The organism is Solwaraspora sp. WMMA2101 (genome assembly GCF_049179175.1).
Taxonomy (GTDB): Bacteria; Actinomycetota; Actinomycetes; order Mycobacteriales; family Micromonosporaceae; genus Micromonospora_E.
This window is the reverse complement of the sequence record NZ_JBMHMA010000006.1, coordinates 1,676,983-1,703,682: the sequence shown is the minus strand read 5'-3', so window position 1 is coordinate 1,703,682 and position 26,700 is coordinate 1,676,983. Positions and strand designations below refer to the sequence as shown.

Genomic DNA, 26,700 nt, shown 5'->3' with positions numbered 1-26,700 from the left:
ATGGCGTCCATCAGGGACCGGATCAAGAAGGCCGTGCCGGTCCAGGTGACCGACCGGGTACGCGAGTCGCTGGTGCACTACGGGGTGCGTACCAGCGGCCGTCGCCCGCTGCCGGACTTTCTGATCATCGGCACCAAACGGGGCGGCACCACGTCGTTGTGGAACTACCTGATCCAGCATCCGCTGGTGCCCCGGCTCTTCCCGGCCTGGAACACCAAGGCCACGCACTACTTCGAGGAGCACTGGTCCCGGGGGGAGGCGTGGTACCGGTCGCACTTCCCCACCCAGCGGCAGCGCGACGCGCTGGCCGCCCGCCACGGCGGGCCGGTACGGGCCGGCGAGGCGGCGCCGCTGTACATGTTCCACCCGACTGCGGCGCACCGGGTGCAGGCGTTGCTGCCGCAGGTACGGCTGATCGTGCTGCTGCGGGATCCGGTCGAACGGGCGTACTCGCACTGGAAGGAACGCCGCACCGAGGGTACGGAGCCGTTGGACTTCGCGCAGGCCCTGGCGAGTGAGGCGGAGCGCACGGCGGGGGAGCGGGAGCGGCTGATCGCCGACCCGAACTACTTCTCCGAGCCGTACGACTGGTACACCTACCGGGCGCGGGGCCGCTACCTGGAGCATCTCGACCCCTGGCTGGAGCGGTTCGACCGGTCCCAGTTCCTCTTCCTGACCAGCGAGGAGTTCTACGGCGACACCCGCGCCGCCTACCTGCGGACGCTGGAGTTCCTCGGCCTGCCGCAGCACGAGCTGCCGACTTTCAAGGTCTACAACGACCGCCGGTCGGCGCCGATGGACGAGCAGTTGCGGGCCGAGCTGACCGACTACTACCGGCCGCACAACGAGGCGCTCGCGCAGCGGCTGGGGCTGCGGCTGGACTGGGCCGGGTCGCAGCGGTGAGCGTGGGTCTCGACCCTCGGGGGCGTGACGACGGACTCGGCTGGGTGTCGCGGGCGGTCTTTCCGGACGAACGGCTGCGGTTGACGCTGACCGACGGCCCGCAGCGGACGGAGCCGGCGCGGGGGGAGCGGCTGCTGGCCCGGTACGCGGTGGTGCCGTCGGCGGCGGCCGCCCGGTTTCTGTTGCCGCTGGGCCCGCGCCGGGTCACCGCCGCGTCGGTCTGGGCGTACAACGCGCTGCGTCCGGTGCCGGTACGGCTGCCCCGGGCGCTGCTCGGCCTGGCCGCCCGGGTGGGGGCGTTGGGGGCGACGCGACCCGGGACGCTGACCGTGTCGGCGCCGGTGGACGGCGTACCGGAGGAGGATCTGACGCTTGTCGACCACGTGTCGGCGCGTCTCGGCGGCGGCCGCTGGTATGCGGCGATCGGGGTCCGGCCGCCGGATCCGAACCACAAGCCGACGGTGCAGTTGTTCGACGCCGCGGGTCGTCCGCGTGGCTACGCCAAGATCGGGTGGAACGGCGCGACCCGGGATCTGGCCCGGGCCGAGGCGGCGGCGTTGGCGCGGGCCGCGTCGGCGAGCGCGGTGGGCGACCACCCGTTGGTGCCGGGGGTGCTGATGGCGGGTGACTGGTCCGGGCAGGCGGTCACCGTGGTCGAGCCGTTGCCGGCCCGGGTGCGTGGCGTCGGCACCGGTGACCCGCCCCGGGTGGCGGCGACGTCGGCGATCGCCCGGCGGGGTGGTCCGCCGACGGCAGCGCGCCCGTTGGCCGGTTCGGCGTTTCTCGACCGGCTGCGCCGGCTGGCCGCCGCTGCCGCCGGGACGGGGGTCGTTGCTGCCGCCGGGACGGGGGCCGTTGCGGACGCCGGGCCGCTCGGGACGGCCGGGCCGCCGGAGTTCGCCGCGTCGGCGATGGACCTGCCGGCCGGTCGACGGGCGGTGGCAACGGTGCAGCGGCTGGCGGATCGCTTCGGCGACGTGTCCGTCGAGTTCGGGCACTGGCACGGCGACTGGGTACCGTGGAACCTCGGTGAGCACGCCGGACAGCTGGTGGCCTGGGACTGGGAGCACAGTGGCCCCGACGTACCGCTCGGTTTCGACCTGGCACACGACGCGTTCCAGCGATCGTTGGTGCTGGGCGGCGCGTCAGCGGCCGCTGCGGCGGCCGCAGTGGATCATCGGTTGGACCTGGTGGCGGCGGAGTTGGCTGTGGAGCCTACCCAGCGTCGGATGATCGTCCAGAGTTATCTGATTGAGATGTGGTTGCGGACCTGGCGGCTGGCGGTGGGCGGGGCCGGCTGGAACCCCGCCCTGCATCCGCATCTGCTCGACGAGATCGAGCGACGCAGCGTTGACTGACGGAGGTGCGTAGGCATCCCGCAGAATGGGAGAAGTGTGTCTGAAGGCTGACCGGCGGAGGGTCGCGGACCAGACTGCCTGCCCAGCGTGGACCGATACCGTTGCTTGAGTCCCACTAATCCTACTGGGGCGATAGAAAATGTTTCACGTCCGGAGTGTGCGGAAAGTGATATCGGTGCCGCTGGATCATCGAAGTCGCGGCGGTGCGGCGGTGTAGTGACGGGTCGATGCCCGAGGGTGGTCGCAGGTCAGGCGCTCCACCGTGGTCGCGGTAAGCGACGGTCGCCAATTTTCTTTCCTGGCGAGGTCTTATATATTGGCTATCCAAACAGTGGTTGGCCGGCTAGTGAACTCTGGGGGCGCATGTGGCCAACAATATGGACGGCGGCGACACGGAGCGCACTGTCCTGCTCGTCGGCTCCAGCGGCGGCCACCTCGCGCAGTTGCTCGCGCTCGAACCCTGGTACGGCGACCGTCGACGGTGCTGGGTGACCTTCGACACCCCGGACGCCACATCGCTGCTGCGCGGCGAGGATGTGTTGTGGGCACACCATCCCACCACGCGCAACCTTCGTAACCTGGTGCGCAACACCTGGCTGGCGGTGCGGATCTTCCGACGGCGCAGCGTCGCGGCGGTGGTGACCACCGGGGCCGGTGTCGCCGTTCCCTTCGTGGTCCTGGCCTGGCTGCGTCGGGTGCCGGCGGTCTACATCGAGGTGTACGACCGGATCGACACCCCGACCCTCACCGCGCGCCTGTGTCGGCCATTTCTCTCCGCGATGCTCGTGCAGTGGGAGGAGCAGCGGCGACAGTACCCGGAGGCCACCGTCGTTGGTAACCTGCTGTAAACAAACGTATTCGTACATGCCAATGACATATTGGCGAAACAAACAAGTGGCAGTTGATTCAGGGAGTTGGTCGTGGTGGAATCCGCCCTGTCAAGATCCGGATCTGTGCACGCGACCGTCCGGATTCCCCGGCAGCGCAGCGCGCCGCGTACCGGCACCGTCCTGGTCGCGGTCGGGACCGACCGGCACCGGTTCGACCGGCTGATCGGCTGGCTGGAGGAGTGGTACCCGGCGGTCGCCGACCGGGCCGAGCTGATCGTGCAGTACGGGCACAGCCGCACCCCGGCGCTGGCCGGCGCCACCGCCTTCCTCGACCACGACGCGCTGCAGCAGGCCATGGCCCGGGCCAGCCTGGTGGTCTGCCACGGCGGGCCGGCGACCATCCTCGAAGCACGGCGGCACCGGCACCTGCCGATCGTGGTGCCGCGCGATCCCACGCTGGGCGAGCACGTCGACGACCACCAGATGCTGTTCGCCCGACGGCTGGCCGCCGCCGGGCTGGTCCGGCTCTGCGAGTCGCCGGCGGAGCTGGCCGCCGCCCTGGACGCCGGACTGCGCGAGCCGGCCAGGTTCCGCATCGGCGCGGAGCCCGGCTCCGACACCGCCCGGCTGGCGGCCGTCGCCCGGGTCGGCGAGATCATCGAAGGGCTGATCTCGTCGGCGCACCCGCGACGCACCCTTGCCCGGCGGGCCCGATGACCGCCGTCGACCCGGTAGCCGCCGGGTCCGCCGTCGACCCGGCAGGTGCCGGGTCGGTGCCGACGGTCAGCGTGGTGGTGCCGACCCGGGACCGTCCGGAACTGCTGCGTGACACCGTCGAGGCGATCCGTGGGCAGGACTACCCAGGGACCATCGAGATCGTCGTGGTCTACGACCAGTCCACTCCGGACCCGCAGTTGGCCGACGACGACCCCCGTCGGCCGGTCCGGGTGGTCGTCAACGACCGGTCCGCCGGCCTGGCCGGTGCCCGCAACTGTGGCATCCTCGTCGCCACCGGCGAGCTGGTCGCCTTCTGCGACGACGACGACCGCTGGCTGCCGGGCAAGCTCACCGCCCAGGTGGCCGAGCTCGGCCGGCATCCGGAGGCCGAGTTCGTCAGCTGTGGCATCACGGTCAGCTACGACGGTGCCACCACCGACCGGGTGCTCGACCGCGACACGGTGCCGCTCGACGCGCTGCTGCGCGACCGGATGACCGAGCTGCACCCGTCCACGTTCCTGATCCGCCGGTCGGCTCTGGTCGACGGCTTCGGTCTGGTCGACGAGGAGATCCCCGGCAGCTACGCCGAGGACTACGAGTTCCTGCTGCGGGCCGCCCGCAGCGCCCCGCTGCGTAACCTTCGCACCCCGTACGTGCTGGTCCGCTGGCACAAGCGCTCCTACTTCGCGCAACGCTGGGACACCATCTCCACCGCCCTGCAGTGGCTGCTGGAGCGCTACCCCGAGTTCGCCACCCAGCCGGCCGGTGAGGCCCGGGTGGCCGGGCAGATCGCCTTCGCCCAGGCCGCCGCCGGGCACCGGCGGGACGCGCTGCGCTGGGCCCGGCACACCCTGGCCCGCAATCCGAAGGAGCCCCGCGCCTACCTGGCGCTCGCCGTCGCCAGCCGGGCCGTGCGCCCGGACACCGTACTGCGCAGCCTGCACCGGCGCGGCCGGGGAATCTGACGAGGCAGCTTGGCAGGTGTACGCCAGCAGGTAACCACCGCTCCAGCAAAGCGGGGGAAACGCAGCCTGCGATTGGCAGACCAGAACGTCCGCGATTGGCAGACTGCGTACTCGGCGTACGAATCGGTCATCGACCTCGGTCAGCGCAGCGGGCCGATCTCGGCCTCGATCGCCGCACGCAGTTCCCGGCCGGCCACCACCCCCCGGACGGCTTCCAGCACCGGGGCCAGGAAGACGTCCGGCCCGGGCTCGCCGGCGAGCTTGTCGACGATCTCGACCGCCGCCTGCCCGGCCGGTGACGGCCGCAGCGGGGCGCGCAACTGCAGGCCGCGTACGGCGGAAAGCAGCTCCACGGCGAGCAGGCTGGTCAGGTTGTCCAGCACCGTACGCAGCTTGACGGCGGCCGCCCAGCCCATCGACACGTGGTCCTCCTGCATGCCGGAGGTGGGCACCGAGTCCACCGAGGCCGGCGAGGCCAGCCGGCGGTTCTCCGCGACGATGCCGGCGGCGGTGTACTGGGCGATCATCAGCCCGGAGTTGACCCCGGCGTCCGGGGACAGGAACGCCGGCAGGCCACGGGACCGGTTGACGTCCAGCAGCCGGTCCACCCGGCGTTCGCTGATCGACCCGACCTCGGCGGCCGCGATGGCCAGGAAGTCGGCGGCGAAGCCGAGTGGCGCGCCGTGGAAGTTGCCGGTCGACTCGACCCGCCCGTCCGGCAGCACCACCGGGTTGTCCACCACCGACCGCAGCTCCCGGCCGGCGACCGTGCCGGCGAACGTCAGCGTGTCCCGGGCCGCGCCGGCGACCTGCGGCGCGCACCGCATCGAGTAGGCGTCCTGCACCGCGTGCATCAGGTCGTCGCGGTGCGAGTCCATCACCGCCGAGCCTTGCAACAGCCGGTGGATGTTGCCGGCCGACACCGCCTGACCGGGATGCGGCCGGATGGTGTGCAGCTCGGCCTGGAACGGCCGGTCCGAGCCGAGCATCGCCTCGATCGCCAGCGCCGCCGTCACGTCCGCCATGGTGAACAGGTGCCGGGCGTCGTCGATGGCCAGCAGCAGCATGCCGAGCATGCCGTCGGTGCCGTTGATCAGCGCCAGCCCCTCCTTGGCGGCCAGCTCGACCGGGGTCAGCCCGGCCCGACGCAGCGCCGCCCCACCGTCGATCCGTTCCCCGGTGTCGGGATCCCGCACCCAGCCCTCGCCGAGGAGCACCATCGCGCAGTGTGCCAGCGGCGCCAGGTCACCGGAGGCGCCGAGCGAACCGTGCCGGGGCACCCACGGCGTCACCTGGTGGTTGAGCAGGTCCAGCAGCGCCTGCGCCAGCAGCGGGCGTACCCCGGAGCGGCCCATCGCCAGCGACCGGACCCGCAGCACCAGCATGGCCCGGACCACCTCGTCGGGCATCGGGTCGCCGATCCCGGCCGCGTGCGAGCGGATCAACGCGTGCTGCAGCTCCGAACGCCGGTCCGGCGCGACGAAACTGCTGGCCAGGGCGCCGAACCCGGTGGAGACGCCGTACACGGGTCGGCCGTCGCGTTCGATCGACTCCACGATGTCGCGGCTGCGGGTCATCGCCGCGAGCGCCGCCGGGTGCAGCTGCGCCCGCGCGCCGTCGCGGGCCACCGCCCGTACCTGCTCGGGGGTCATCCCGGTCGGTTCGATGATCACAGTGGACATTGTGGCTCCCCGTCGTGCAGGACCTGGCTGATCAGTGGCACGCCCGGCCGGTAGGCCAGGTGCAGATAGGAGGGCGCGTCGAGCAGCAGCAGATCGGCGCGGGCACCGGGGCGCAGCACGCCGACGTCGGTGCGGCGCAACGCCCGCGCGCCGCCGGCGGTCGCCGCCCAGACCGCCTCCGCCGGGGTCATCCCCATCTCGCGCACCGCCAGCGCCACACAGAACGGCATCGACGTGGTGTACGACGACCCCGGGTTGCAGTCGCTGGCCAACGCGACCGTCACCCCGGCGTCGAGCAGCCGGCGGGCATCCGGGTACGGCGACCTCGTGGCGAACTCCGCCCCCGGCAGCAGCGTCGCCACCGTCGACGACCCGGCCAGCGCCGTCACGTCCGCGTCGGACAGGTGGGTGCAGTGGTCGGCACTGGCCGCCCCCAGCTCCACCGCAACCGCCACCCCCGGTCCGGGCCCCAGCTGGTTGGCGTGCACCCGCAACCCCAGACCGGCCGCCGCACCGGCGGCGAGCACCGCGCGGGCCTGGTCGCCGTCGAACGCGCCACGCTCGCAGAACACGTCCACCCACCGGGCGTACGGGGCCGCAGCCGCCAGCATCGGCCCGGTGACCAGGTCGACGTAGTCGTCCGGGCGATCGGTGTACTCGGCCGGCACCACGTGGGCGCCGAGGAACGTCGTCTCGGTGCTGAACTCGGCCGCCACCCGCAACGATCGGGCCTCGTCGGTGACGCTGAGCCCGTACCCGCTCTTGATCTCGATCGTGGTGCTGCCCTGGCGCAGCGCCTCGCGGCGCAGCCGCCCGGCGGTGGCGCGCAGCGTCGCGTCGTCGGCGGCGCGGGTCGCCGCCACCGTGGTCCGGATGCCGCCGCCGTCGTAGCGGACTCCGGCCATCCGGGCGGCGAACTCGCCCGCCCGGTCCCCGGCGAAGACCAGATGCGCGTGGCTGTCCACGAAACCCGGCAGCCCGGCCCGGCCGTCGGCGTCGAGCCGTCGGTCGGCGGCCGGGGCCTGCGCCGCGTGCCCCACCCAGGCGATCCGGTCGCCGTCGACCAGCACCGCCGCGTCGGTCAGCAGCCCCAGCGGGCCGCCGTCGTGCGTCGGATCGTTGGTGACCAGCTCGCCGATGCCGGTCACCAGCAGGGTGCCTGCCGCCGTCGTCACCCGGTCACCGCCCGGATCGCGCCCGTCATCCGGCCGTCACCGCCCGGATCGCGGCGGCCAGCTCGGCCGGTACGTCGACGTGCAGGTGCCGGCCGTCGGCGACCACCGGCCGGCCGTCGACGACCACGTCGGTGACGTCGGCGGCGGTCGCCGCGAAGACCAGCCCGGCCGGGTCGACCCCGGCGGTACGGACGCTGTTGCACCGGACGGTGACCAGGTCGGCGCGCGCCCCGACGGCGATCCGACCGGCATCGGCCCAGCCCAGCGCGGCGTGCCCCGCCTGCGACGCCATGGCCAGCAGCTGCGCGGGGGAGAAGTGCCTGCGCCGGCCGGTGCGCAGCCGCTCGTGCGTCTCCACCGCCCGCGCCTCCTCGAACAGGTCGATCACCGCGTGGCTGTCGCTGCCGACGCTCAGCGTGACCCCGGCGGCGGACAGCGGCCCGGCCGGGCCGATCCCGTCGGCCAGGTCCCGCTCGGTCGTCGGGCAGAGACAGACCCCGGTCGCGGCGTCGCCGAGCAGCGCCACGTCGGCGTCGGTCAGGTGGGTGGCGTGCACCGCCGTCGTCGCCGGGCCGAGCGCCCCGGCGTCGGCCAGCACCGCCGTCGGGGTCCGGCCGTACCGGGCCAGACAGGCCGCGTTCTCGGCCGGCTGCTCAGACAGGTGTACGTGCAGCGGAGTCCGCCGACGCGCCGCCCAGTCCGCGACGACCGGCAGTTCGGCGGCCGGCACCGCCCGTACCGAATGGACCGCCGCCGCCGCTCGGACGTGCGCACCGGCCGGCCGCCAGCTGCCGGACCGGTCGGCCCAGGCCGCCACGTCGGCGTCGCCGAATCGGCGCTGCGTCCCGGCCAGCGGGGCGCCGTCCACCCCGGCGGTCAGGTAGCAGGTGTCCAACAGCGTGATCCGCACCCCGGCGTCGGCGGCCGCCTGCGCCAGCGCGTCCGCCATCACGTTCGGGTCGGCGTACCGTCGGCCCTGCGGGTCGTGGTGCAGGTAGTGGAACTCGCCGACGCAGGTCACCCCGGCGAGCGCCAGCTCGGCGTAGACCGCGCGGGCCAGCGCCAGGTAGCTGTCCGGGTCGAGCCGGCCGGCGACCGCGTACATCCGGTCCCGCCAGGTCCAGAAACTGCCCCGGTCGTCGTGGGTCCGCCCGCGCAGCGCCCGGTGGAAGGCGTGCGAGTGGGCGTTGGCCAGGCCGGGCAGGGTCACCCCGGCCAGCCTCGGCACGCCCGGCGGCGGCGTGACGTCGGCGGTGACCGCAGTGAACCGGCCCCCCTCGGCCTCGATCAGCACCCCGGCGGCCGGGCCCGGCCCGCCCAGCCACGCGTACTCGGCGTACCACCTCATGCCGCGCCCCCGTGCACCCGGTGTGGCCCGCTCATCCGGCGGCCAGTTCGGCGAGCGCGGCCGCCAGGGCCCGGACCCCGGCGGCACAGTCGTCGTCGGTGGCGTACTCGCCGGGGGCGTGCGACACCCCGGTCGGATTCCGTACGAAGATCATCGCGGTCGGTACGTGCCCGGCGAGAACACCGGCGTCGTGCCCGGCGGCGGTCGGCAGCACCGGCGCGTCGACGCGCAGCCCCGACCCGACCGCCGTACGCGCCCGCTCGGCCAACGCCGGGTCGAACGCCACCAGTGGACTGTCCGACTCGGCCGTCACGGTGACCGTCGTGCCGTCCGCCGCGGCCCGCGTCGCCGCGTCGGCGGTGATCGCCTCGACCAGCTCGGCCAGGGTCGCCGGGTCGGCGGCCCGCGCGTCCAACCAGGCGTGCACCTGGGCCGGGACCGCGTTGGTGGCGTTCGGCCGGACCTCGACCCGGCCGATGGTGGCGTGCCCGCCGCGCCGCCGGGCCTGCGCGTCGGCGGCGAGCACCGTGTGCGCGCAGGTCAGCATCGGATCCCGGCGGTCGACCATCCGGGTGGTGCCGGCGTGGTCGCCGGCACCGGTGAACTCCAGCCGCCACCGCCCGTGCGGCCAGATCATGCTCGCCACCCCGACCGGGACACCGAGGTCCACCAGCGCCCGACCCTGCTCGACGTGCAACTCGACGAAGACCCCGATGCGGGCCAGCCGCGTCGGATCCGGCCCGACCGCCGCCGGGTCGGCACCGGCCGCCCGCATCGCCTCGGCCAGCGTCACCCCGGCCGCGTCGGCCAGGGCCAGCGCCCGATCCGGTGGTACCGCGCCGGTCAGCAGCCGCGACCCGAGGCAGGCCAGGCCGAACCGGGCCCCCTCCTCCTCGACGAACGCGGCGACGGTGACCGGCCGGGCCGGCACGACCCCCTGCTCCCGCAGGACGTCGACGGCGAGCAGCGCCGACACGATGCCGAGCGGGCCGTCGTAGCCGCCGCCGTACGGCACCGAGTCGAAGTGGCTGCCGGTGACGACCGCCGGGGCGGCCGGGTCGACCCCCGGCGGCACCCAGTCGGCCCACAGGTTGCCGTTGCCGTCGGCCTGCACCACCAGCCCCCGACCGGTCGCCTCGGCGACGAACCACTCCCGGCAGGCCAGCTCGGCCGGTGACCACGCGTACCGCAGGTAGCCGCCGGTGGCCGGATCACGGCCGATGCCGGCCAGCTCCGCCCACATCGCCCGGAACCGTGCGACCAGCGGATCGCCGTCGGCGCTCATCGCTGCCTCATCGGCACCGGCAGGTCGTGCGCGGTGGCGACGTCGCCGGCCAACTGGTAGCCGGCGTCGACGTGGCGCAGCACCCCGGTCGCCGGGTCGTTGCGCAGCACCCGTTCGATCTTCTGCCCGGCCAGCGTCGACCCGTCGGCGACGCAGACCTGACCGGCGTGCAGCGACCGGCCGATGCCGACCCCGCCGCCGTGGTGGATGCTCACCCAGGACGCGCCGCTGGCCGTGTTGACCAGGGCGTTGAGCAGCGGCCAGTCGGCGATCGCGTCCGAGCCGTCGGCCATCGCCTCGGTCTCCCGGTACGGCGACGCCACCGACCCGCAGTCCAGATGGTCCCGGCCGATCACCACCGGGGCGGCCAGATCACCGCGGGCGACCATCTCGTTGAACCGCACCCCGGCGAGTTCCCGTTCGCCGTACCCGAGCCAGCAGATCCGGGCCGGCAGCCCCTGGAACGCCACCCGCTCACCGGCCAGCCGGATCCAGCGGGCCAGCGCCTCGTTGTCGCCGAACAGGTCGAGGATCGCCCGGTCGGTGGCGGCGATGTCCGCCGGGTCACCGGACAGCGCAGCCCACCGGAACGGCCCCTTGCCGGCGCAGAACAACGGCCGGATGTACGCCGGGACGAAACCGGGGAAGTCGAACGCCCGGTCGAAGCCGCCGAGGCGGGCCTCGTCGCGGATCGAGTTGCCGTAGTCGAAGACCTCCGCACCGGCGTCGGCGAAGCCGACCATCGCCGCCACGTGCCGGGCCATCGACTCCCGGGCCCGTTCGGTGTACTCCTGCGGTGCCCGGCGGGCGTAACCGGCCGCGTCGGCCAGCTCGGCACCTTCCGGCAGGTAGCTGAGCGGGTCGTGGGCGCTGGTCTGGTCGGTGACGATGTCGATCTCGACGCCGGCGGCGAGCAGCTGCGGGAAGACCGTCGCCGCGTTGCCGACCACGCCGACCGACAGCGCCCGCCGGTCCCGGCGGGCCGCCCGGGCCAGGGCGACCGCCTCGTCCAGCGAACCGGCGACGGTGTCCAGGTAGCGGGTGGCGACCCGACGGGCGAGCCGCTGCGGGTCGACGTCGACGATCAGGCACACCCCGCCGTTCATGGTGACGGCGAGCGGCTGCGCCCCGCCCATCCCGCCGCAGCCGGCGGTCAGGGTCAGCGTGCCGGCCAGCGACGCCGTACCGACCCGGTCGATCCAGGGCGGCGGGGCGGTCGGGTCGGTCGGCGCGCCGCCAGCGCCCGCCGCCAGTTTCGCGGCGACCGCCGCGAACGTCTCGTAGGTGCCCTGCAGGATGCCCTGGGTGCCGATGTAGATCCAGGAGCCGGCGGTCATCTGCCCGTACATGGTCAGCCCGAGCTGCTCCAGCCGGCGGAACTCCGGCCAGGTGGCCCAGTCACCGACCAGGTTGGAGTTGGCCAGCAGCACCCGGGGCGCCCACTCGTGGGTGCGCAGCACCCCGACCGGCCGGCCCGACTGGACCAGCAGCGTCTCGTCGTCGGCCAGCTCGGTCAACGTGCGGACCAGGGCGTGGTAGGACGGCCAGTCCCGGGCCGCCCGGCCGGTGCCGCCGTACACCACCAGGTCGTCGGGGCGTTCGGCGACGTCCGGGTCGAGGTTGTTCATCAGCATCCGCAGCGCGGCCTCCTGCGGCCACCCCTTGGCGGTACGGGTGGTGCCGCGCGCCGCGCGGATCAGTTCAGCCATGTCGCGGTTCCCTTCCGGGTGGTCAGCCGATGAAGACGTTGCGCGCGGCGGCGGAGCGTTCGAACTGCTCCAGCCGGCGCTGCGCCTCGCCGGGCGCGGCGTCGCAGATCGCCTGCAGCAGCACCATCGCCAACGCCATCGGCGCGGCGTGCAGGTCGAAGACGAGCTGGTCGCCGACCGGGGCGGGCAGTACCAGATCGGCGTGTTCGGCGGCCGGGCTCAGCGCCGAGTCGGTGATCAGCACGATGGTCAGGCCGATGGCCCGCGCTTCGACCAGCGCGTCCACCGCCTCCCGGGGGCAGCGGGGCAGCACGATCGCCAGCAACGCGCTGGCGCCGGCCTCCCGGGCCTGTTCGAGGCGTTCGGGCAGTAGGCTGCCGCCGCTGTCGAGAACCCGTACGTCGGGGCGGACCTTGGCGGCGAAGAAGCCGAAGTAGTGCGCCAGTGGGGCGGCGGCCCGCAGCCCCAGCACGGGCAGCGGGACGCTGTCGGCCAGGACCGTGCCGGCGGCGGTGAGCCGGTCCCGGTCGGCGAGCTGGTCGGCCAGCTGACTCAGGTGGTCGGCCTCGGCGCGGACCGCTCGCTGCATCTCGTTGTCGGCGGCGTAGGGCCGTCGGGTGCCCCGGCGGCCACCGCCGCGCGGCGTCGGCAGCCCGGCACCGGCACCGGCGCCGTCGGAGCCGGTGGCGCTGGTGCCGGTGGCGAACTCACGCAACCGGCGTCGCAGCGCCGGGTAGCCGTCGTAGCCGAGCGCCATGGCGAACCGGGTGACCGACGGTTGGCTGACCCGGGCCAGTTCGGCGACCTCGGCGGCGGACAGGAACGCGGCGGATCCGGCGTGCTGCACCAGGCTGTGTGCGATCCGTCGTTGGGTGGGGGTGAGACGGACGCCGGTGAACAGGTCGAGCACCCGTTCGGCCGAGCCGGCCGCCGCGACGTCGCTGTTATTCACGGGCGTACTGTATGCATAAAATCATTCAGTCGGCAACGCGGCCGCTATCGTTACCGGCATGCGGGTCGCTGCACTGCACACGTACCCGGTGAAGGGTTGTCGCCGCCTCGACCACGACGCCGCCCGCGTCGAACCCTGGGGCCTGGCCGGCGACCGACGCTGGATGATCGTCGACCCCGACGGCGTCGGACTCACCCAGCGGGAGGTCCCCGCCCTGGTCACCGTCCACCCCGGACCCGCCGCCGACGGTTCCGACCTGGCCAGCGCTGTCGGCCTCACCCTGCGCGGCGCCGGCCGGCCCACGCTCGACGTGCCCGCGCCGGTCGACGGCGAACCGGTGCCGGTCCGGGTCTTCCGGTCCAAGGTCGCGGTGCCGGCCCGGCTCGCCGCACCCACCGCGCACGACTGGCTCAGCGACCTGCTCGAGCGCCCGGCCCGGCTGGTCTGGCTCGCCGACCCGACGGTACGGGCGGTCGACCCCGACTTCAGCCGACCCGGCGACACGGTCAGCTTCGCCGACGGGTACCCGGTGCTGCTGACCAGCACCGCCTCACTCGACGCGGTGAACGACTGGCTCGTCGGGTCCGGTGACCCTGCGGCACCCCTGCCGATGCACCGGTTCCGCCCCAACGTGGTCCTCACCGGAGCGCCGGCCTGGGCCGAGGACGGCTGGCTGGGGCAGCGGATCCGGATCGGTGCGGTCACCTTCCGGGTGGCCAAGACCTGCGCGCGGTGCGTCGTCACCACCACCGACCAGGACACCGGCGAACGGGGCCCGCAGCCGCTGCGGATCCTCGGCCAGCACCGGCGCGGCCCGAAAGGTGTCCTGTTCGGGATGAACCTGATCCCGGACGGTACCGGCCGGATCGCTGTCGGCGACCCGGTGGCCGGTCCCGCCGACCCGGTGAGCAGCGCGACCGGCCCGGACTCTTAGGTCTCACTTAGGACCGTTGCCCCGGTACGTCGCAGTAGGGCAGCATCACCGGATGTGACCGACGACGGCCGTGGTTCCCATGCCCGCAGGACCACCTGGTCCAGGTGGACCGCCCGGAGCCGCTGGCTCGCCGGCGGCGGCGTCGCCACCGGCACCGCCCTGCTCGGCCTGCTGCTCGCCGCCCAGGTCGGCGCCAGCCCGGCCTGCGCCGCACCGCCGGCCGGCGGCAACACCTACCAGGGCAAGGCGACCTTCTACGACTCGCAGGGCCAGGGCGGCAACTGCTCGTTCGACAGCGCCCCGGCCGACCGGATGTACGTCGCGCTCGGCCCGAGCGAGTACGCCGACGCCGCCGCCTGCGGCGGACACCTCGACGTCACCGGCCCACGGGGCAGCGTCCGGGTCGTCGTCATGGACCAGTGCCCGGAATGCGCCACCGGCCACATCGACCTGTCCCGGGAGGCGTTCGCCCGCATCGCCGACCCGGTGCAGGGCATCGTCGCCGTCACCTACCGGGCGGTGGTCGACCCGCCGACCGGGCCACTGGCGTTGCGGGTCAAGGAAGGCTCCTCACAATGGTGGTTCGCCGTACGGGTCACCAACCTCGGCAACCCGTTGGCGGCGGTCGAGGCGAAGGTCGGCTCCGGCTACCGCAAACTGGTCCGGCACGACTACAACTACTGGCTCGCCGACAGCGGGCTCGGCCCCGGCCCGTACACGCTGCGGATCACCGACGTGTACGGCAACCAGGCCAGCGTCTCCGGCGTCAAGCTCGCCCCGGAGCAGACCCAGACGACCGGCGTACGGCTGTACGGCAGCGGCTCCGGGTCGGGCTCGGCCGGCGACTCCGGCGGTGCCGACTCGCCTGCACGGACCGGTACGTCATCGTCAGGCGGCGACTCCGGTGAGCGGTCGACGGCGGCGCGGACCACGGCACCCACCGAAGCGCCGACGCCCGGTGCCACGCCCACCGGGTCGGCCACGCCGGGTGCGACGCCAGCCGCCGGTACAGCAGGGCTCGGCGCGGCGACCACCCCGTCGGTGGAGCCGGTCGCCGCACTGGCCGACCCACCGTCAGCAGCCTGCGGCTGACCGGTGCGGGCCGGGCACCGGCCCGGTCAGTCGGATGCCGGTCCGACGTCGCGGCGCTCGGGCACCGGCCCGGTCAGGTCCCGCCACATGATGATCTCGTCGCGGTCGTCGCCGTCGGCCACCCGCAGCGCCCCCGGCAGCCGGCCCACCTCGCGGTAGCCGCACCGCTGGTAGAACGCGGACAGCCCGTGCCCGTCGCGAACGGTGACCTGCAGCGCCGCCAGGCCGAGCGCGCGGCCGACCCGCTCCGCCTCGGCCATCAGGGCCAGCCCGTAGCCACGACCCTGCCGGTCCGGTGCCACGACCACCCGCTTGAGCACGCGCCAGTGCTCCTTCAGACCGAACCGGTTGCTGGTGACGAAGACGAACGCGGCCAGCCCGTCAGCGTCGACGCCGATGAGCAGCCGGTCGATGCCGGCGGCCACCCCGGCGAACGCGGCCTCGGCGGTCGGGCGGACCTGCACGGCGGTCACCGGGGCGACGAACCCGACCGCCCCACCGGCGTTGGTGGCCGCCACCCAGACCGCGATGATCCGCTCACGCAGGTCGTCGTCGAGTGGCGGATCGAGGATGAAACCCAGCTGTACGGACGGTGGGCAACTCATTGCGATTTGCTGACTCCGTACGGGCCTGGGTGACACGTTCCTGAGTAGGGCCGGCGGGACTCGAACCCGCACCGTCACGGACCTAAACCGTGTGTCTCTGCCAATTGGACTACGGCCCCAAACGCCTCTAGGTTACGCTCCGAGGATACGGTAGTCGAATCTCGGGCGGTCCAGCGACCGTTCGATCCTCCGGCTTGGTCGCAGCGGGCGCGTCCTGCGGCTCGTGTGTCGTCGTGTTGCGACGCGATCCGGCGTAGGTCTCCGTCTGGCTGTGGCAGTTGGGGCAGAGCAGCCGCAGGTTGGCCGCGCCGTTGTTCAGGAAGTCGCCGTCGATGTGGTCCACGTGCAACGTCAACGGGGTGTTCTGCCAGATGGGGCCGGTCCCGCAGATCGCGCACTGCTCCGGGACGCCGAGCGACAGCAGTGCCCGCTTCAGTCGAAACCCCGGTGTCCGTCGAGATCCTTTCGGGAGCCTGGTCAACAGCATCGGTGGGGTCAATCGGTAATAGCCACGTTGACCTCGATTGTGGGCGCTGCCGGTGAAGTGTGACGTATTGATGCCATAGAACTTCAGGCGGCGACTGATATGCGCGTGTGAGCCCCCGCTGACCCGGATCCCCAGATGGCGCAGCAAATCGGTGACGTTGCGGCACTGTGCGGCGGCAGCGGCAAGTCGCTCACGCGTGTATTTTTCCCTCCCCATGACCGAACGCTATCGGTGGGGTGTGACATTGTCTTCGATCGAGGACCGAGGGCTGGAGGTTCCATCCCCGGAGGCCGGGATTCGGTGACGCCTCAGTCGAGGCCGAGGTCGCGGCGGAGCTTGGCCACGTGACCGGTCGCCTTGACGTTGTAGAGCGCCTTGGTGATGCGCCCGTCACCGTCGATCACGAAGGTCGACCGGATCACCCCGGTGACGGTCTTTCCGTACAGCTGCTTCTCGCCGTAGGCGCCGTACGCGGTGAGCACGGCCTTGTCCGGGTCGGACACCAGCGGGAAGGTCAGCCCGTCGCGCTCCCGGAACTTGGCCAGTTTCTCCGGTTTGTCGGGGGAGATGCCGACCACCTCGTAGCCGGCGGCCTGCAGCGAGGCCAATGAGTCGCGGAAATCACATGCCTGCTTGGTGCAGCCCGGAGTCATCGCCGACGGGTACGCGTACAGCACCACGTTGCGGCCGCGTAGCTCTTTGAGGGACAACTGGTCACCGGTGTCGGTCGGCAGGGTGAATTCCGGGGCCGGATCGCCCGGTGCGAGGCGGGCGGGGCCCTCGTGGGCTGCGGTGGTCATGGCCGGAGCCTACCCGCCGCCCCGGCCGGCGAGCCGTCGCCACCATCTGCCACTTGCCATCTCTATGCAAGAGCGCCCACGTCGCAATACGCTCAGCTGGCGATCACCGTTCCCCTGCCGGGAGGCACTCAGTGGACCTGGATCCCCTCGCGCTCCACATTCAGAACGGGGTGCTCAACGGCCCCGTAGCGATCAGTTACGCCGTCCTCGCCGCGGTCGCCTTCGCGTACTGCGTGGTCCGGGGTCGCCGCGACCTCGACGACCGGCTCGCCCCGATGGCCGGCCTGGTCGCCGCATTCATCTTCGCCGTCCAGATGCTCAACTTCCCGGTCCTGCCCGGGGTCAGCGGCCACCTGCTCGGTGGCGCGCTCGCCGCGCTGCTGGTCGGACCCTGGGTCGGTGCGCTCTGCGTGTCGATCGTGCTGATCGTGCAGGCGTTGCTGTTCGCCGACGGTGGGGTCACCGCGATCGGCCCGAACGTCACGAACATGGCCCTGGTCGGCACCGCCGCCGCGTACGGGCTGATCTTCGTCCTGCTGCGGGTGCTGCCGCGCACCCCGACCGGCCTGGCGGTGACCGCCTTCGTCGCGTCGGTGGTCAGTGTGGTCGCCGCCGCGTTGAGCTTCGTGCTGCAGTACGCCCTCGGCGGCACCACCGCCCTGCAGGAGTTCGGCCTCGGCCAGGTGCTGGCGCTGATGACCGGCACCCACGCCCTCATCGGGATCGGCGAAGGGCTGATCGCCGCGGTCACCGTACTGACCGTCGCCCGGACCCGCCCGGACCTGGTGTACGCCCTGCGCGGCCTGCGCCGCCCGACCGCGCCGCGCCCGCCGGCTGCTCCCACCACCCCGGCCGCTGCGGCCACGCCGACGACCAGCCAGCCCGCATCCGCCGGAGGTGCCGCATGAAACGCAACACCGGGTTCATCCTGGCCGGGCTGCTCGTCTCGCTGCTGCTCGCCGGGGTGGTGAGCAACTTCGCCTCCGGCTCGCCCGACGGGCTGGACTCGGCCTCGACCCAGGGCTGCGAGGTCGACGGCGAGGAGATCGTCGGCGGGGCCTGCATGGCGTCCGGTGCCCGCGAGCATGAGCTGTCCGACAGCCCGTTCGCCGACTACGGCCTGGCCGCCGTGGACAACGCCTTCCTCGGCACGGCGGCCGCCGGCGTCGTCGGGGTGCTGCTCACCTTCGCGGTCGCCGGCGGCCTGTTCTGGCTGACCCGCAGCCGCCGGCCGCAGGAGCCCGCCGACGCCTCGACCGGCGAGCGGTAGGGGCCGGGTCCACCGTGGGCGCAGGGCACTCACAGGTGCTGCACCTGGAGCGGGATTCTCCGGTGCACCGGCTCGCCCCGGAGACCAAGATCGCGGCGATGGTGGCCTTCACCCTGGTGGTGGTGGCCACCCCGCGCGAGCAGCTGTGGGCCTTCGGCGGGTACGCCGTACTGGTGGCGGTGGTGGCCGCCCTGGCCCGGGTGCCGGCCGGCTGGCTGGCCCGCCGATCACTGATCGAGGTCCCGTTCGTGGCCTTCGCGGTGGCGCTGCCGTGGCTGGCCGGCGGCGAGCAGGTCGTCGTCGGCGGGCTCAGCCTGTCGGTCGAGGGCCTCTACGGCGGCTGGAACATCCTGGCCAAGGCGACCCTCGGGGTGCTCGCCTCGTTGCTGCTGGCGGCCACCACCACCGGCCGTGACCTGCTGGTCGGCCTGGACCGGCTGCGCTGCCCGGCGATCATCACGCAGATCGCCACGTTCATGCTGCGCTACGTCGACGTGCTGGTCGACGAGGCCCGGCGGATGCGTATCGCCCGGATCTCCCGGGGCGACGATCCCCGCTTCCTCTGGCAGGTCCGTGGTTTCGCTGCCGGCGTCGGGGCGCTGTTCCTGCGGGCGTTCGAACGCGGCGAGCGGGTCTACCTGGCGATGATCTCCCGGGGTTACACCGGTCGGATGCCGGCCGCCTGGCACGCCACCGGTGGTGCGACGGTCCGGCAGTGGGCGGTGGCGGCGTCGGTGCCGGCCACGGCGGCTACGATCGCCGCCGTGGCGGTACTGCGATGACCACGATCGCCGGCGGCGACCCGGACAGCCGGCCTGCCGGCGGCGAGCAGTCCGGCCCGCCTGCCGGCGACGAGCAGCCCGGCCCACCGTCGCTGCGGGTACGGGATCTGCACTTCAGCTACCCGGACGGGCACCCGGCGTTGCACGGCGTGGACCTGACGGTGCCCGCCGGTGCCCGGGTGGCGTTGCTGGGGCCGAACGGGGCCGGCAAGACCACCCTGGTGCTGCACCTCAACGGCGTACTGCGGGGCGGGTCCGGGCAGGTCGAGGTGGCCGGGCTGACGGTGGACGACCGGCGGGCCACCCTGGCCGAGGTACGCCGCCGGGTCGGGATCGTCTTCCAGGACCCGGACGACCAGTTGTTCCTGCCGACGGTCGCCGAGGACGTGGCGTTCGGGCCGGCGAACCTGGGGCTGCGCGGGGCGCAGCTCGCGGCGCGGGTCGACGAGGCGTTGGCCGCCGTCGGGATGTCCGAGCACCGGGACCGTACGCCGCAGCACCTGTCCTTCGGCCAGCGTCGGCGGGTGGCGGTGGCGACGGTGCTGGCGATGCGCCCGGAGATCCTGGTGCTCGACGAGCCATCGTCGAACCTGGATCCGGCGGCCCGCCGGGAGCTGGCCGAGATCCTGCACGGGCTGTCGGTGACGATCCTGATGGTCACCCACGATCTGCCGTACGCGATCCAGCTGTGCGAGCGGTCGGTCATTCTGGACGCCGGTCGGGTGGTGGCGGACGGGCCGACCGCGCAGTTGCTGGCGGACCAGCGGTTGCTGGCCCGGCACCGGTTGGAGCTACCGGTCGGCTTCGACCCGCTGCTCGCCGCCGATCAGCTCGCCGCCGCCCGAGGCACTGTCGGGTCCGACGATGGAGGGCTCGGCGCGTAGTCGCAGCACCGCGCCGAGCGCGACCGCCGCGCCGACGGCGACGACGACGGCGACGGCGACCCGGGGCCACCAGCCGGGGCCGGGCACCGGCGCGATCGCCCGGGCGAAGACGGCGGCGTTCGCCGCCCCGGCGAAGATCGCCAGGCAGGCGCCGCCCAGCGCCAGGGCCAGTTCGACCCCGGGGCGGCGGCGCACCGCGTACCCGGCGGCGACCAGCGCGGCCACGCCGGTGACCAGCGCCCAGACCGGCCCGGCGAGCAGCGCGTCGAGGACGCCGCCGAACCCGCTGCCGGCGCCGGCGGTCACCGCGCGGGTGACGACGTAGCCGGCGGCGATCGCGCCGCCGACGGCGAGCCCGACGGCCGACAGCCGGTGCGCGGTGCGCGGTCCGCGCCGGGCCGCGGCCAGCAGACCCGACATCATGAGTACGGCGCCGAGCAGCGTGCCGCCCCACCAGCGCCACGGGTCCGGTGGCGGCACCCAGTCGAGGGTGCCGCGAAGTTCGACCGGGGTGACGCCGACGCGCAGCGGCACGACCCAGTCCCGTACCCGGTGCGGCTGGTCGGGTGCGGCGCGCACCGCCTCCGGTGGTCCGTCGGCCAACCAGTAGGTCCGCTGGTCGTGCCAGCGGACGACCGGCTCGGTGCTGATCCGGCGCCAGTCCGGTGCCGCGGTCGGGTCGGCGTCGGCCGGCACCGGGGTGTCGCCGGCGAGGGTCTCGTTGCGGTACGCGGTGGGGGAGCGGCGGTTCTGGTAGACCCCGTCCGGGCGGATCTCCAGGTACGGCTCCCCGTCGTAGCCGAGCACCTCGACCGGCCGGTCGCCACGGTTGGTCAGTTCGAGGCGGGCGCCGGCCTCGACGACCCGTACCGTGACGGCGTCGAGGGCCGGGACGGTGCCGGTCACCGCGATCCGGTAGTCGGTGGCGGCGGGGGCGTCCGCGCCGTGCGCGGCGGCCGGTGCGGCGGTGCCGACGAGCACCGCGCTCGCCGCGGCGGCCAGTACGGCCAGTCGCCCGGGTCGCCGCACGGTCAGCCGGCCGCGTCCACTGCGGCGGTGATGGCGTCTGCGCTGGATCCGACGGTCTCGCCGTCGACCTGCACGGTCGGGGTGCCGCTGACGCCGGCCCGGCCGGCCTGCTCGGTGACGTGGGCGGGCCAGCCCCGGTAGGTGTCGTCGCGGACGCACTGGCCGAAGCTGCCGGTGTCCAGGCCGACGTCTCCGCCGATGGCGATCAGCTGGTCGGTGCTCAGGCCGGGGCCACCTTCGGCCGGCTGCTGCTCGTACAGCGCGGCGGCGTACTCGCTGAACTTGCCGCCGGCGGCCGCGCAGCCGGACGCGGCGGACGCCCGCGTCGAGTACGCGTCGTCGCTGAGCCGGTCGAGGATCGCGACAGGGTGGAACACGAGGGTGATCCTGCCATCTTCGACGAGCTGGTCCAGGGTCGGCCCGACCTGCTGTTCGAACTGCCGGCAGGCGGGGCAGAGGAAGTCGGCGTAGAGGTCGACGGTGACCGGGCCGTCGCCGATCGGGATGCCGGAGTCGTTGGCGACGACGCCGGGTGGTGCGGTGTACTCGCCGCTGCGCTGGGTCTGGTAGACGGCCCAGCCGATCATCCCGGCGAGGACCACCGCCACGGCGGCCGCGACCGACGTCCACAGGGCGCGTTGGCGCCGTCGTTCCCGGGCGATCTGTTCGCGGACCACCCGGGCGGCCTTCTTCTGCTCCACTCGCCGGCTCATCGCCGTCACCCGCCGATCTGAGGATCAGTGACAATCAAGGTGTTCATCGCTATCTGCGGTCGAACATGGCCATGTCGGCTGACCACCTCGTCCGGGGGAACCAGATCAGGAACCCGGCCAGCGCGAGAAACGCCAGGTCGCGCAGGATCTCCGGGCCGTAGCTGGGGTCCTGCCCGGCGGTCAGCTCACCGCCGACGCCGAAGCATCCGCAGTCGATGCGCAGCCCCCGAGCCCAGGCCGAGGCGATTCCGGCGACGAAGACCACCAGCAATCCGGCCGACAGCACCGCGCAGAGCCGGGTGGCCAGCCCGATCAGCAGCAGCACCCCGAGAGCCAGTTCGACGAGCGGCAGCGCCGCGCCGATCACCATCGCCAGGTCGTACGGGAAGATCTGGTACGCGTTGACCGCCCGGCCGGAACCGGCCAGGTCGGTGACCTTGGACCCGCCGGCGTACAGCCACACGGCGGCCAGCCCCAGGCGGGCGGCGGTGCCGAGCCAGGGCACCACCACCGGCCAGCGTCCGCCCGTACCAGCTGTCATGTCTATTGGTCGCCTCCCACCCGGCGCCGGGTTCCCGGCGGATGTGACAACAAACCGGGAACTCGGATGTCCTTCGTCACACCCGGTCCGGCGGGAACTTTTCCGCCCGTCGTACCGACCAACAACGAATGAGGCGGAGCCGGGTCGCGCGGACCGGGGTGGACCGGCGAGCATGTTCCCCATGACTGCCGCTTCCCACAGGTGGACCTCCCGGCTCGCCGCCATCGCCGCACTGGTGCTGGCGGCGTTGCCGGTCGTCCTGCTGCCCGCCACCCCGGCCAGCGCCCACGCCGTACTGGTCAGCACCAGCCCGGTGGCCGACGCGGTGCTGCCGAACGCCCCGGCCGAGGTGGTGCTCACCTTCTCCGAGTCGGTGCGGCAGGTGCCCGACCGGGTCCGGGTGATCGCACCGGACGGGCAGCGGGTCGACCAGGGCGAGCCGGTGTTCAACGGGGCAGTGGTCAGCGTCACGGTCGACCAGCAGACCTCCCGGGGCACGTACCTGGTCAGCTACCGGGTCATCTCCGCCGACGGCCACCCGGTCACCGGCGGCTTCACCTATTCGGTCGGCGCGCCGTCGGCGGTGCCGACCGACTCCGGCGGCGCCGAGACCGACCCGCTGGTCAGCCGGCTGATCCAGGTCGCCAAGTTCGCCGGGTACGTCGGCCTGCTGCTGATCGTCGGCCCGGTGCTGGTGCTCACCATGCTCTGGCCCCGGCGGCTGTCGCGGGCCGGCCCGGGGCGGCTGGTCTGGGCCGGGCTCGGGCTGGTCGCGGCGGCCACCCTGGCGGCCATCTGGCTGCAGGCCCCGTACGTCACCGGCGGTGGGCTGGCCGATGCCGACGGCGCGGCCCTGCGCGACGTTCTGGGCAGCAGTATCGGCGCGGCCATGCTGGTCCGCCTCGGTGTGCTGGCCGCCGCCGCCGTCCTGATCCGCCCCCTGCTGGCCGGTACGGACGGCAGCAGCGACCGGATCCTGCTCGGCGTGCTGGCGGTGATCGGCGCGTTCACCTGGCCGCTGGCCGGGCACCCCGCGGCCTCCCCGGTGCCCGCCGTGTCGGTGGTGGTCGACGCCGTGCACCTGGCCGGGATGGCCGTCTGGCTCGGCGGGCTGCTGATGCTCGCGGTGTTCCTGCTGCGTCAGGCCGACGAGCGGGAGCTCGGCGCGATCCTGCCGATCTGGTCGCGGTGGGCCGCGTTGGCCGTGTGCGGCCTGCTGCTGGCCGGCACCGTCCAGGCGTTGATCGAGGTCGGGACGTTCGGCGCGCTGGTCGGCACCACGTACGGTCGACTGCTGCTGGCCAAGATCGGGCTGTTCCTCGTGGTGCTGGCGGTGGCGGCGTACTCGCGGCAGCTGGTGCGCAACCGGACCGCCGCCGGGCAGCCCGGTCGGATGCGCCAGGCGATCGTCGCCGAGTTGGCGGTGACCGCAGTGGTGCTGGCGGTGACCGCGGTGCTGGTGCAGACCACCCCGGCGCGGACCGCTGTCGCCGACGATCTGCGGGCCACCAGCACCTACTTCTCCACCACCCTGACCAGCGACATCTACTCGCTGCAGATCGAGGTGGATCCGGCCCGACGCGGCAACAACTCGGTCCACCTGTACGCCTACACCCCGGACAACCGCCCACAGCCGGTCATCGAGTGGCAGGCGACGGCGGCGTTGCCGGCCAGCGGGGTGGAACCGATCGAGATTCCGCTGCTGCCGTTGACCGACAACCACGCCACCGGTGAGATCAGTCTGCCGACTGCGGGAGACTGGGAGCTGCGGATCACCGTCCGGATCTCCGACATCGACCAGGCCACCGTGTCCACCACGGTGGCGATCAGCTAGAAAGGGTTCCTTCATGCTCCGTCACCGACGCACGCTGGCCCGCGCCGTGGCGCTCACCGGCGCGACCGTCGTCGCCGGCGTCATCGGACTGGCCGCTCCCGCAGCCGCGCACATCACCGTCAACCCGTCGGAGGCGGTCGTCGGCGACTACGCCCGGCTGGCGTTCCGGGTGCCGAACGAGAGCGACGAGCACAGCACCACCCAGGTGGAGGTGGTGATGCCGGAGGACGCGCCGATCGCGTCGGTCACCCTGGCCCGGGTGCCCGGCTGGACGGCCCAGGTGCAGAACCAGCCGGTCGACCCGCCGTTGGAGGTGCACGGCGCCCAGGTCACCGAGGCGGTGGCCCGGATCGTCTGGACCGCCGACGACCCGCAGGCCGGGGTCCAACCGGGCGAGTTCCTGGAGTTCCCGGTCTCCCTCGGCCCGCTGCCCGACGCCGAGCAACTGGTGTTCAAGTCGCTGCAGACCTACTCCGACGGCACCGTGGTGCGGTGGATCGAGGTGCCGGTTCCCGGCCAGGACGAACCGGCCACCCCGGCGAGCGTGCTGACCCTGGTGCCGGAGGGCGCGCAGGCCCCCGCGGCCGGTGGTGGTGCGGAGACCGTCGACGAGGCGCCGGCCGCCGAGGCACAGCCCGGCACCGACACCGGTGACTCCCCAGTGGCGCTCGGGCTCGGCCTCGCCGGACTGCTCGCCGGCCTCGGCGGGTTGGCACTCGGTGGCCTGGCGTTCGACCGGACCCGGCGACCCGCGCCCGTTACAGCTTCGGCTCCGGCGTCGGAGGCGTCGTCGAGTGGTGGCGGATCGGCAGACTGACCAGCAGCAGCGCGGCGGTCAGCACGTACAGGTTGCGCAGCAGGAACGTCGCCGGGTCGTCGGTCGGCACCTTGTCGTGCCCCCAGTCGATCAGCGACACCACCCCGAAGACCAGCACCGCGAACGTGACCGCCGCGACCAGCGCCGCGCCGGTGGCCTGGACCCCGCTGCGGACCGCCGGCGCGGCAGGCTGTCGCGTCGCGTCAGGTTGGTGCGGCTGCCGTACCGCCGCGTCGACCAGCAGGATCAGCGCCGGGACGAACCAGTAGACGTGGTGTGGCCAGGTGATCGGCGCGATCAGCGCGGCGACCAGCCCGGTCAGGGTCAGCCCGGCCAGTTCGTCGCCGGCCCGTACCGCCCGGGCGGCCCGCCACAGCCCGTAGCCGGCAACGACAGCGACCAGCGCCAGCCAGACCAGCCGGTTCGGCTCGTCCGGCGCGACGAGGCGGCCCAGCAGCCCCTGCAGCGACTGGTTGCCGGTGTAGTCGCTGCGGCCGACCCGGTCGGTGCTCCACAGCTCCCGGGTCCAGAACCGCCACGACTCGGCCGGCAGGACCGCCGCCGCGAGCAGCGTCGCGCCGGCCGCCGCGACGCAGGACACCAGCGCCGCCCGCCACCGCCGGGTGACCAGCAGGTAGACGATGAAGATGCCCGGGAACAGCTTGATCGCCGTCGCCAGCCCGATGCCGACGCCGGCCCAGCGGGACCGCTGCGGTACGGCGAACAGCAGGTCGGCCAGGATCAGCACCACCAGCAGCATGTTGATCTGACCGAGGAAGATCGTCTCCCGGGTCGGCTCGATCAGCACCACCAGCGGCACCGCCAGACCGGCCAGCCACCAGCGCGGCAGACCCCGGCGGCGGGCGATCGGGGTGACCAGCCAGACCGTGGTGACCACCACCGCCAGCAGGGAGCCGACGGTGAACACGGTCGCGGTGTCCACGTCGCTCAGCGCCGCGAACGGGCGCAGCAGCAGTGCGGTGAACGGCGGATAGGTGAAGTAGAGCTCACCCTGCACGACGTCGGGTTGGACGTAGTCGTAGAGCGGGTTGCCCTCGGCCCACCAGCGCATCGCGTTCAGGTAGATCTTCAGGTCGTAGAAGTCGTGCCGGTTGCCGTACCAGAGCAGGGCCGTGACCACGGCGGCGGCCAGGCCGACGATGACGCCGATCCGACGGGCGGTGTGCGGTCGGCCGCCGGCCGGGTGGGGGGCAGGGCGGTCCGGAACGGTGTCGGCGGGCACGACCGCGAGCCTAGCGGTCGCGTCGGTCCGGCGACGGTGACCGGTCGTGGGCCGGTCGTGGGCCGGTCGTGGGCTGGGCGCAGGCTGGACGTCGGCGCGTAGGCTGTCGGCGTGGCGGATCTTCTTGTCTGGATCGACTGTGAGATGACCGGGCTGGACCTCGGCAAGGACGCGTTGATCGAGGTGGCCGCGCTGGTCACCGATTCGGACCTCAACGTGCTCGGCGACGGCGTCGACCTGGTCATTCACGCCGACGAGGAGGCGCTCGCCGGGATGCCGGACGTGGTCCGCGAGATGCACGCCAGGTCCGGGCTGACCGAGGAGGTACGCCGTTCGGCGGTCACCCTGGCCGAGGCCGAGGACCGGATCCTGGAGTACGTCACCAGTTTCGTCCGGGAGCCGAAGACCGCCCCGCTGTGCGGGAACTCGATCGCCACCGACCGGGGCTTCCTGGCCCGGGACATGCCGCGGCTCGACGCCCACCTGCACTACCGCATGATCGACGTGTCGTCGATCAAGGAGCTGTGCCGGCGCTGGTACCCCCGGGTCTATTTCGGCCAGCCGGCCAAGGGGCTGTCGCACCGGGCGCTGGCCGACATCCAGGAGAGCATTCGGGAGCTGGAGTACTACCGACGGGCGATCTTCGTACCGCTGCCCGGCCCAGACGTCGACGCGGCCAAGGCGATCGCCGCCGGCCTGTGACCCGCCTGGTGCCCGGCCCGGCCCGTCGCTGACCTGCCGGGTG

General features: G+C 73.2%; 27 protein-coding genes and 1 tRNA gene. 14 read left to right on the top strand and 14 right to left on the bottom strand.

Annotated elements, in window-relative coordinates:
• From ACN28F_RS08390 to ACN28F_RS08370, 5 genes are all read left to right on the top strand, one after another.
• Nucleotides 1–903 carry a sulfotransferase domain-containing protein gene (locus ACN28F_RS08390; RefSeq protein WP_421357394.1) on the top strand — a complete coding sequence of 301 codons (903 nt, stop codon included), beginning with the start codon at nucleotides 1–3 and terminating at the stop codon, nucleotides 901–903.
• Nucleotides 900–2,261 carry a hypothetical protein gene (locus ACN28F_RS08385; RefSeq protein WP_421357393.1) on the top strand — a complete coding sequence of 454 codons (1,362 nt, stop codon included), beginning with the start codon at nucleotides 900–902 and terminating at the stop codon, nucleotides 2,259–2,261. Before ACN28F_RS08390 ends, ACN28F_RS08385 begins: the two co-directional genes overlap by 4 nt.
• A 377-nt stretch (nucleotides 2,262–2,638) precedes the next feature.
• The gene (locus tag ACN28F_RS08380) at nucleotides 2,639–3,109 is read left to right on the top strand and encodes a UDP-N-acetylglucosamine--LPS N-acetylglucosamine transferase (RefSeq protein WP_289207475.1); all 471 of its coding nucleotides are present in this window, start codon (nucleotides 2,639–2,641) and stop codon (nucleotides 3,107–3,109) included.
• 105 nt (nucleotides 3,110–3,214) lie between these two features.
• A complete protein-coding gene (locus tag ACN28F_RS08375) occupies nucleotides 3,215–3,808 on the top strand; it encodes a glycosyltransferase (protein ID WP_421357392.1) in 594 nt (197 codons plus the stop codon).
• A complete protein-coding gene (locus ACN28F_RS08370; protein ID WP_289207474.1) occupies nucleotides 3,805–4,773 on the top strand; it encodes a glycosyltransferase family 2 protein in 969 nt (322 codons plus the stop codon). Before ACN28F_RS08375 ends, ACN28F_RS08370 begins: the two co-directional genes overlap by 4 nt.
• A gap of 140 nt (nucleotides 4,774–4,913) precedes the next feature.
• Here the strand turns inward: ACN28F_RS08370 and hutH are convergent, their stop codons facing one another.
• Genes hutH through ACN28F_RS08340 form a run of 6 tightly spaced genes read right to left on the bottom strand, consistent with a single transcriptional unit; the run spans nucleotide 4,914 to nucleotide 12,924 of the window.
• On the bottom strand, nucleotides 4,914–6,455 hold the full coding sequence (gene hutH, locus ACN28F_RS08365; protein ID WP_421357391.1) for a histidine ammonia-lyase: 1,542 nt from the start codon (nucleotides 6,453–6,455) through the stop codon (nucleotides 4,914–4,916).
• Nucleotides 6,443–7,630 (bottom strand): imidazolonepropionase, encoded by a 1,188-nt coding sequence (hutI, locus tag ACN28F_RS08360; RefSeq protein WP_289207472.1) that lies wholly within the window; start codon nucleotides 7,628–7,630, stop codon nucleotides 6,443–6,445. Before hutI ends, hutH begins: the two co-directional genes overlap by 13 nt.
• Before the next feature lie 25 nt (nucleotides 7,631–7,655).
• Nucleotides 7,656–8,978 (bottom strand): formimidoylglutamate deiminase, encoded by a 1,323-nt coding sequence (locus ACN28F_RS08355; protein WP_289207471.1) that lies wholly within the window; start codon nucleotides 8,976–8,978, stop codon nucleotides 7,656–7,658.
• Between the two features lie 31 nt (nucleotides 8,979–9,009).
• Nucleotides 9,010–10,263 (bottom strand): allantoate amidohydrolase, encoded by a 1,254-nt coding sequence (locus tag ACN28F_RS08350; RefSeq protein WP_289207470.1) that lies wholly within the window; start codon nucleotides 10,261–10,263, stop codon nucleotides 9,010–9,012.
• Nucleotides 10,260–11,972: a urocanate hydratase gene (locus tag ACN28F_RS08345; protein ID WP_289207469.1), complete on the bottom strand. Its 1,713-nt coding sequence runs from the start codon at nucleotides 11,970–11,972 to the stop codon at nucleotides 10,260–10,262. Before ACN28F_RS08345 ends, ACN28F_RS08350 begins: the two co-directional genes overlap by 4 nt.
• Nucleotides 11,973–11,994: 22 nt before the next feature.
• Nucleotides 11,995–12,924: a MurR/RpiR family transcriptional regulator gene (locus ACN28F_RS08340; protein WP_289207468.1), complete on the bottom strand. Its 930-nt coding sequence runs from the start codon at nucleotides 12,922–12,924 to the stop codon at nucleotides 11,995–11,997.
• 58 nt (nucleotides 12,925–12,982) lie between these two features.
• On the opposite strand from ACN28F_RS08340, the gene ACN28F_RS08335 reads away from it, so the two are divergent.
• Together ACN28F_RS08335 and ACN28F_RS08330 are read left to right on the top strand one after the other, a co-directional pair.
• Nucleotides 12,983–13,858 (top strand): MOSC domain-containing protein, encoded by an 876-nt coding sequence (locus tag ACN28F_RS08335; protein ID WP_289207467.1) that lies wholly within the window; start codon nucleotides 12,983–12,985, stop codon nucleotides 13,856–13,858.
• Between the two features lie 54 nt (nucleotides 13,859–13,912).
• Nucleotides 13,913–14,950 (top strand): expansin EXLX1 family cellulose-binding protein, encoded by a 1,038-nt coding sequence (locus ACN28F_RS08330; protein ID WP_421357390.1) that lies wholly within the window; start codon nucleotides 13,913–13,915, stop codon nucleotides 14,948–14,950.
• 26 nt (nucleotides 14,951–14,976) lie between these two features.
• On the opposite strand, the gene ACN28F_RS08325 is transcribed toward ACN28F_RS08330, so the two are convergent.
• The 4 genes from ACN28F_RS08325 to bcp form a co-directional block, all read right to left on the bottom strand.
• Nucleotides 14,977–15,555, bottom strand: a complete 579-nt coding sequence (locus tag ACN28F_RS08325; protein WP_289207465.1) for a GNAT family N-acetyltransferase — start codon at nucleotides 15,553–15,555, stop codon at nucleotides 14,977–14,979.
• Between the two features lie 45 nt (nucleotides 15,556–15,600).
• A tRNA-Leu gene (locus ACN28F_RS08320) sits at nucleotides 15,601–15,674 on the bottom strand.
• Between the two features lie 8 nt (nucleotides 15,675–15,682).
• Nucleotides 15,683–16,258 carry an HNH endonuclease signature motif containing protein gene (locus ACN28F_RS08315; protein ID WP_289207464.1) on the bottom strand — a complete coding sequence of 192 codons (576 nt, stop codon included), beginning with the start codon at nucleotides 16,256–16,258 and terminating at the stop codon, nucleotides 15,683–15,685.
• Between the two features lie 92 nt (nucleotides 16,259–16,350).
• Complete coding sequence (bcp, locus tag ACN28F_RS08310; RefSeq protein WP_289207463.1) at nucleotides 16,351–16,842, bottom strand: thioredoxin-dependent thiol peroxidase; 492 nt, start codon at nucleotides 16,840–16,842, stop codon at nucleotides 16,351–16,353.
• Between the two features lie 137 nt (nucleotides 16,843–16,979).
• Between bcp and ACN28F_RS08305 the strand changes: the two genes are divergently transcribed.
• Genes ACN28F_RS08305 through ACN28F_RS08290 form a run of 4 tightly spaced genes read left to right on the top strand, consistent with a single transcriptional unit; the run spans nucleotide 16,980 to nucleotide 19,778 of the window.
• On the top strand, nucleotides 16,980–17,750 hold the full coding sequence (locus ACN28F_RS08305) for an energy-coupling factor ABC transporter permease (RefSeq protein ID WP_289211074.1): 771 nt from the start codon (nucleotides 16,980–16,982) through the stop codon (nucleotides 17,748–17,750).
• Entirely contained in the window at nucleotides 17,747–18,112 is a 366-nt protein-coding gene (locus ACN28F_RS08300; protein WP_289207462.1) for a PDGLE domain-containing protein, read from the top strand. Before ACN28F_RS08305 ends, ACN28F_RS08300 begins: the two co-directional genes overlap by 4 nt.
• 14 nt (nucleotides 18,113–18,126) lie before the next feature.
• Nucleotides 18,127–18,894, top strand: a complete 768-nt coding sequence (gene cbiQ / locus ACN28F_RS08295; RefSeq protein ID WP_421357389.1) for a cobalt ECF transporter T component CbiQ — start codon at nucleotides 18,127–18,129, stop codon at nucleotides 18,892–18,894.
• The gene (locus tag ACN28F_RS08290; RefSeq protein ID WP_289207460.1) at nucleotides 18,891–19,778 is read left to right on the top strand and encodes an energy-coupling factor ABC transporter ATP-binding protein; all 888 of its coding nucleotides are present in this window, start codon (nucleotides 18,891–18,893) and stop codon (nucleotides 19,776–19,778) included. The genes cbiQ and ACN28F_RS08290 overlap by 4 nt, the downstream gene beginning before the upstream one ends.
• Here the strand turns inward: ACN28F_RS08290 and ACN28F_RS08285 are convergent.
• From ACN28F_RS08285 to ACN28F_RS08275, 3 genes are read right to left on the bottom strand one after another with little or no spacing between them, the layout of a single operon-like run.
• Nucleotides 19,686–20,807, bottom strand: coding sequence for a hypothetical protein (locus ACN28F_RS08285; RefSeq protein ID WP_421357388.1), 1,122 nt, complete (start codon nucleotides 20,805–20,807; stop codon nucleotides 19,686–19,688). The two genes, ACN28F_RS08290 and ACN28F_RS08285, sit on opposite strands and share 93 nt — an antisense overlap.
• Nucleotides 20,808–20,809: 2 nt before the next feature.
• The gene (locus tag ACN28F_RS08280; RefSeq protein WP_421357387.1) at nucleotides 20,810–21,520 is read right to left on the bottom strand and encodes a DsbA family protein; all 711 of its coding nucleotides are present in this window, start codon (nucleotides 21,518–21,520) and stop codon (nucleotides 20,810–20,812) included.
• A gap of 49 nt (nucleotides 21,521–21,569) precedes the next feature.
• Nucleotides 21,570–22,061: a MauE/DoxX family redox-associated membrane protein gene (locus tag ACN28F_RS08275; RefSeq protein WP_421357386.1), complete on the bottom strand. Its 492-nt coding sequence runs from the start codon at nucleotides 22,059–22,061 to the stop codon at nucleotides 21,570–21,572.
• Nucleotides 22,062–22,233: 172 nt separating this feature from the next.
• On the opposite strand from ACN28F_RS08275, the gene ACN28F_RS08270 reads away from it, so the two are divergent.
• Both ACN28F_RS08270 and ACN28F_RS08265 read left to right on the top strand, forming a co-directional pair.
• Nucleotides 22,234–23,895, top strand: a complete 1,662-nt coding sequence (locus tag ACN28F_RS08270) for a copper resistance CopC/CopD family protein (protein ID WP_289207456.1) — start codon at nucleotides 22,234–22,236, stop codon at nucleotides 23,893–23,895.
• Nucleotides 23,896–23,908: 13 nt separating this feature from the next.
• Complete coding sequence (locus tag ACN28F_RS08265) at nucleotides 23,909–24,712, top strand: YcnI family protein (protein ID WP_421357385.1); 804 nt, start codon at nucleotides 23,909–23,911, stop codon at nucleotides 24,710–24,712.
• Here ACN28F_RS08265 and ACN28F_RS08260 read toward each other — a convergent pair.
• Nucleotides 24,654–25,955 (bottom strand): glycosyltransferase 87 family protein, encoded by a 1,302-nt coding sequence (locus ACN28F_RS08260; protein ID WP_421357384.1) that lies wholly within the window; start codon nucleotides 25,953–25,955, stop codon nucleotides 24,654–24,656. The genes ACN28F_RS08265 and ACN28F_RS08260 overlap by 59 nt on opposite strands.
• A 111-nt stretch (nucleotides 25,956–26,066) precedes the next feature.
• Here ACN28F_RS08260 and orn point away from each other — a divergent pair, with 111 nt between their 5' ends.
• Nucleotides 26,067–26,657 carry an oligoribonuclease gene (orn, locus tag ACN28F_RS08255; protein WP_289207454.1) on the top strand — a complete coding sequence of 197 codons (591 nt, stop codon included), beginning with the start codon at nucleotides 26,067–26,069 and terminating at the stop codon, nucleotides 26,655–26,657.
• Nucleotides 26,658–26,700 lie beyond the last annotated feature (43 nt).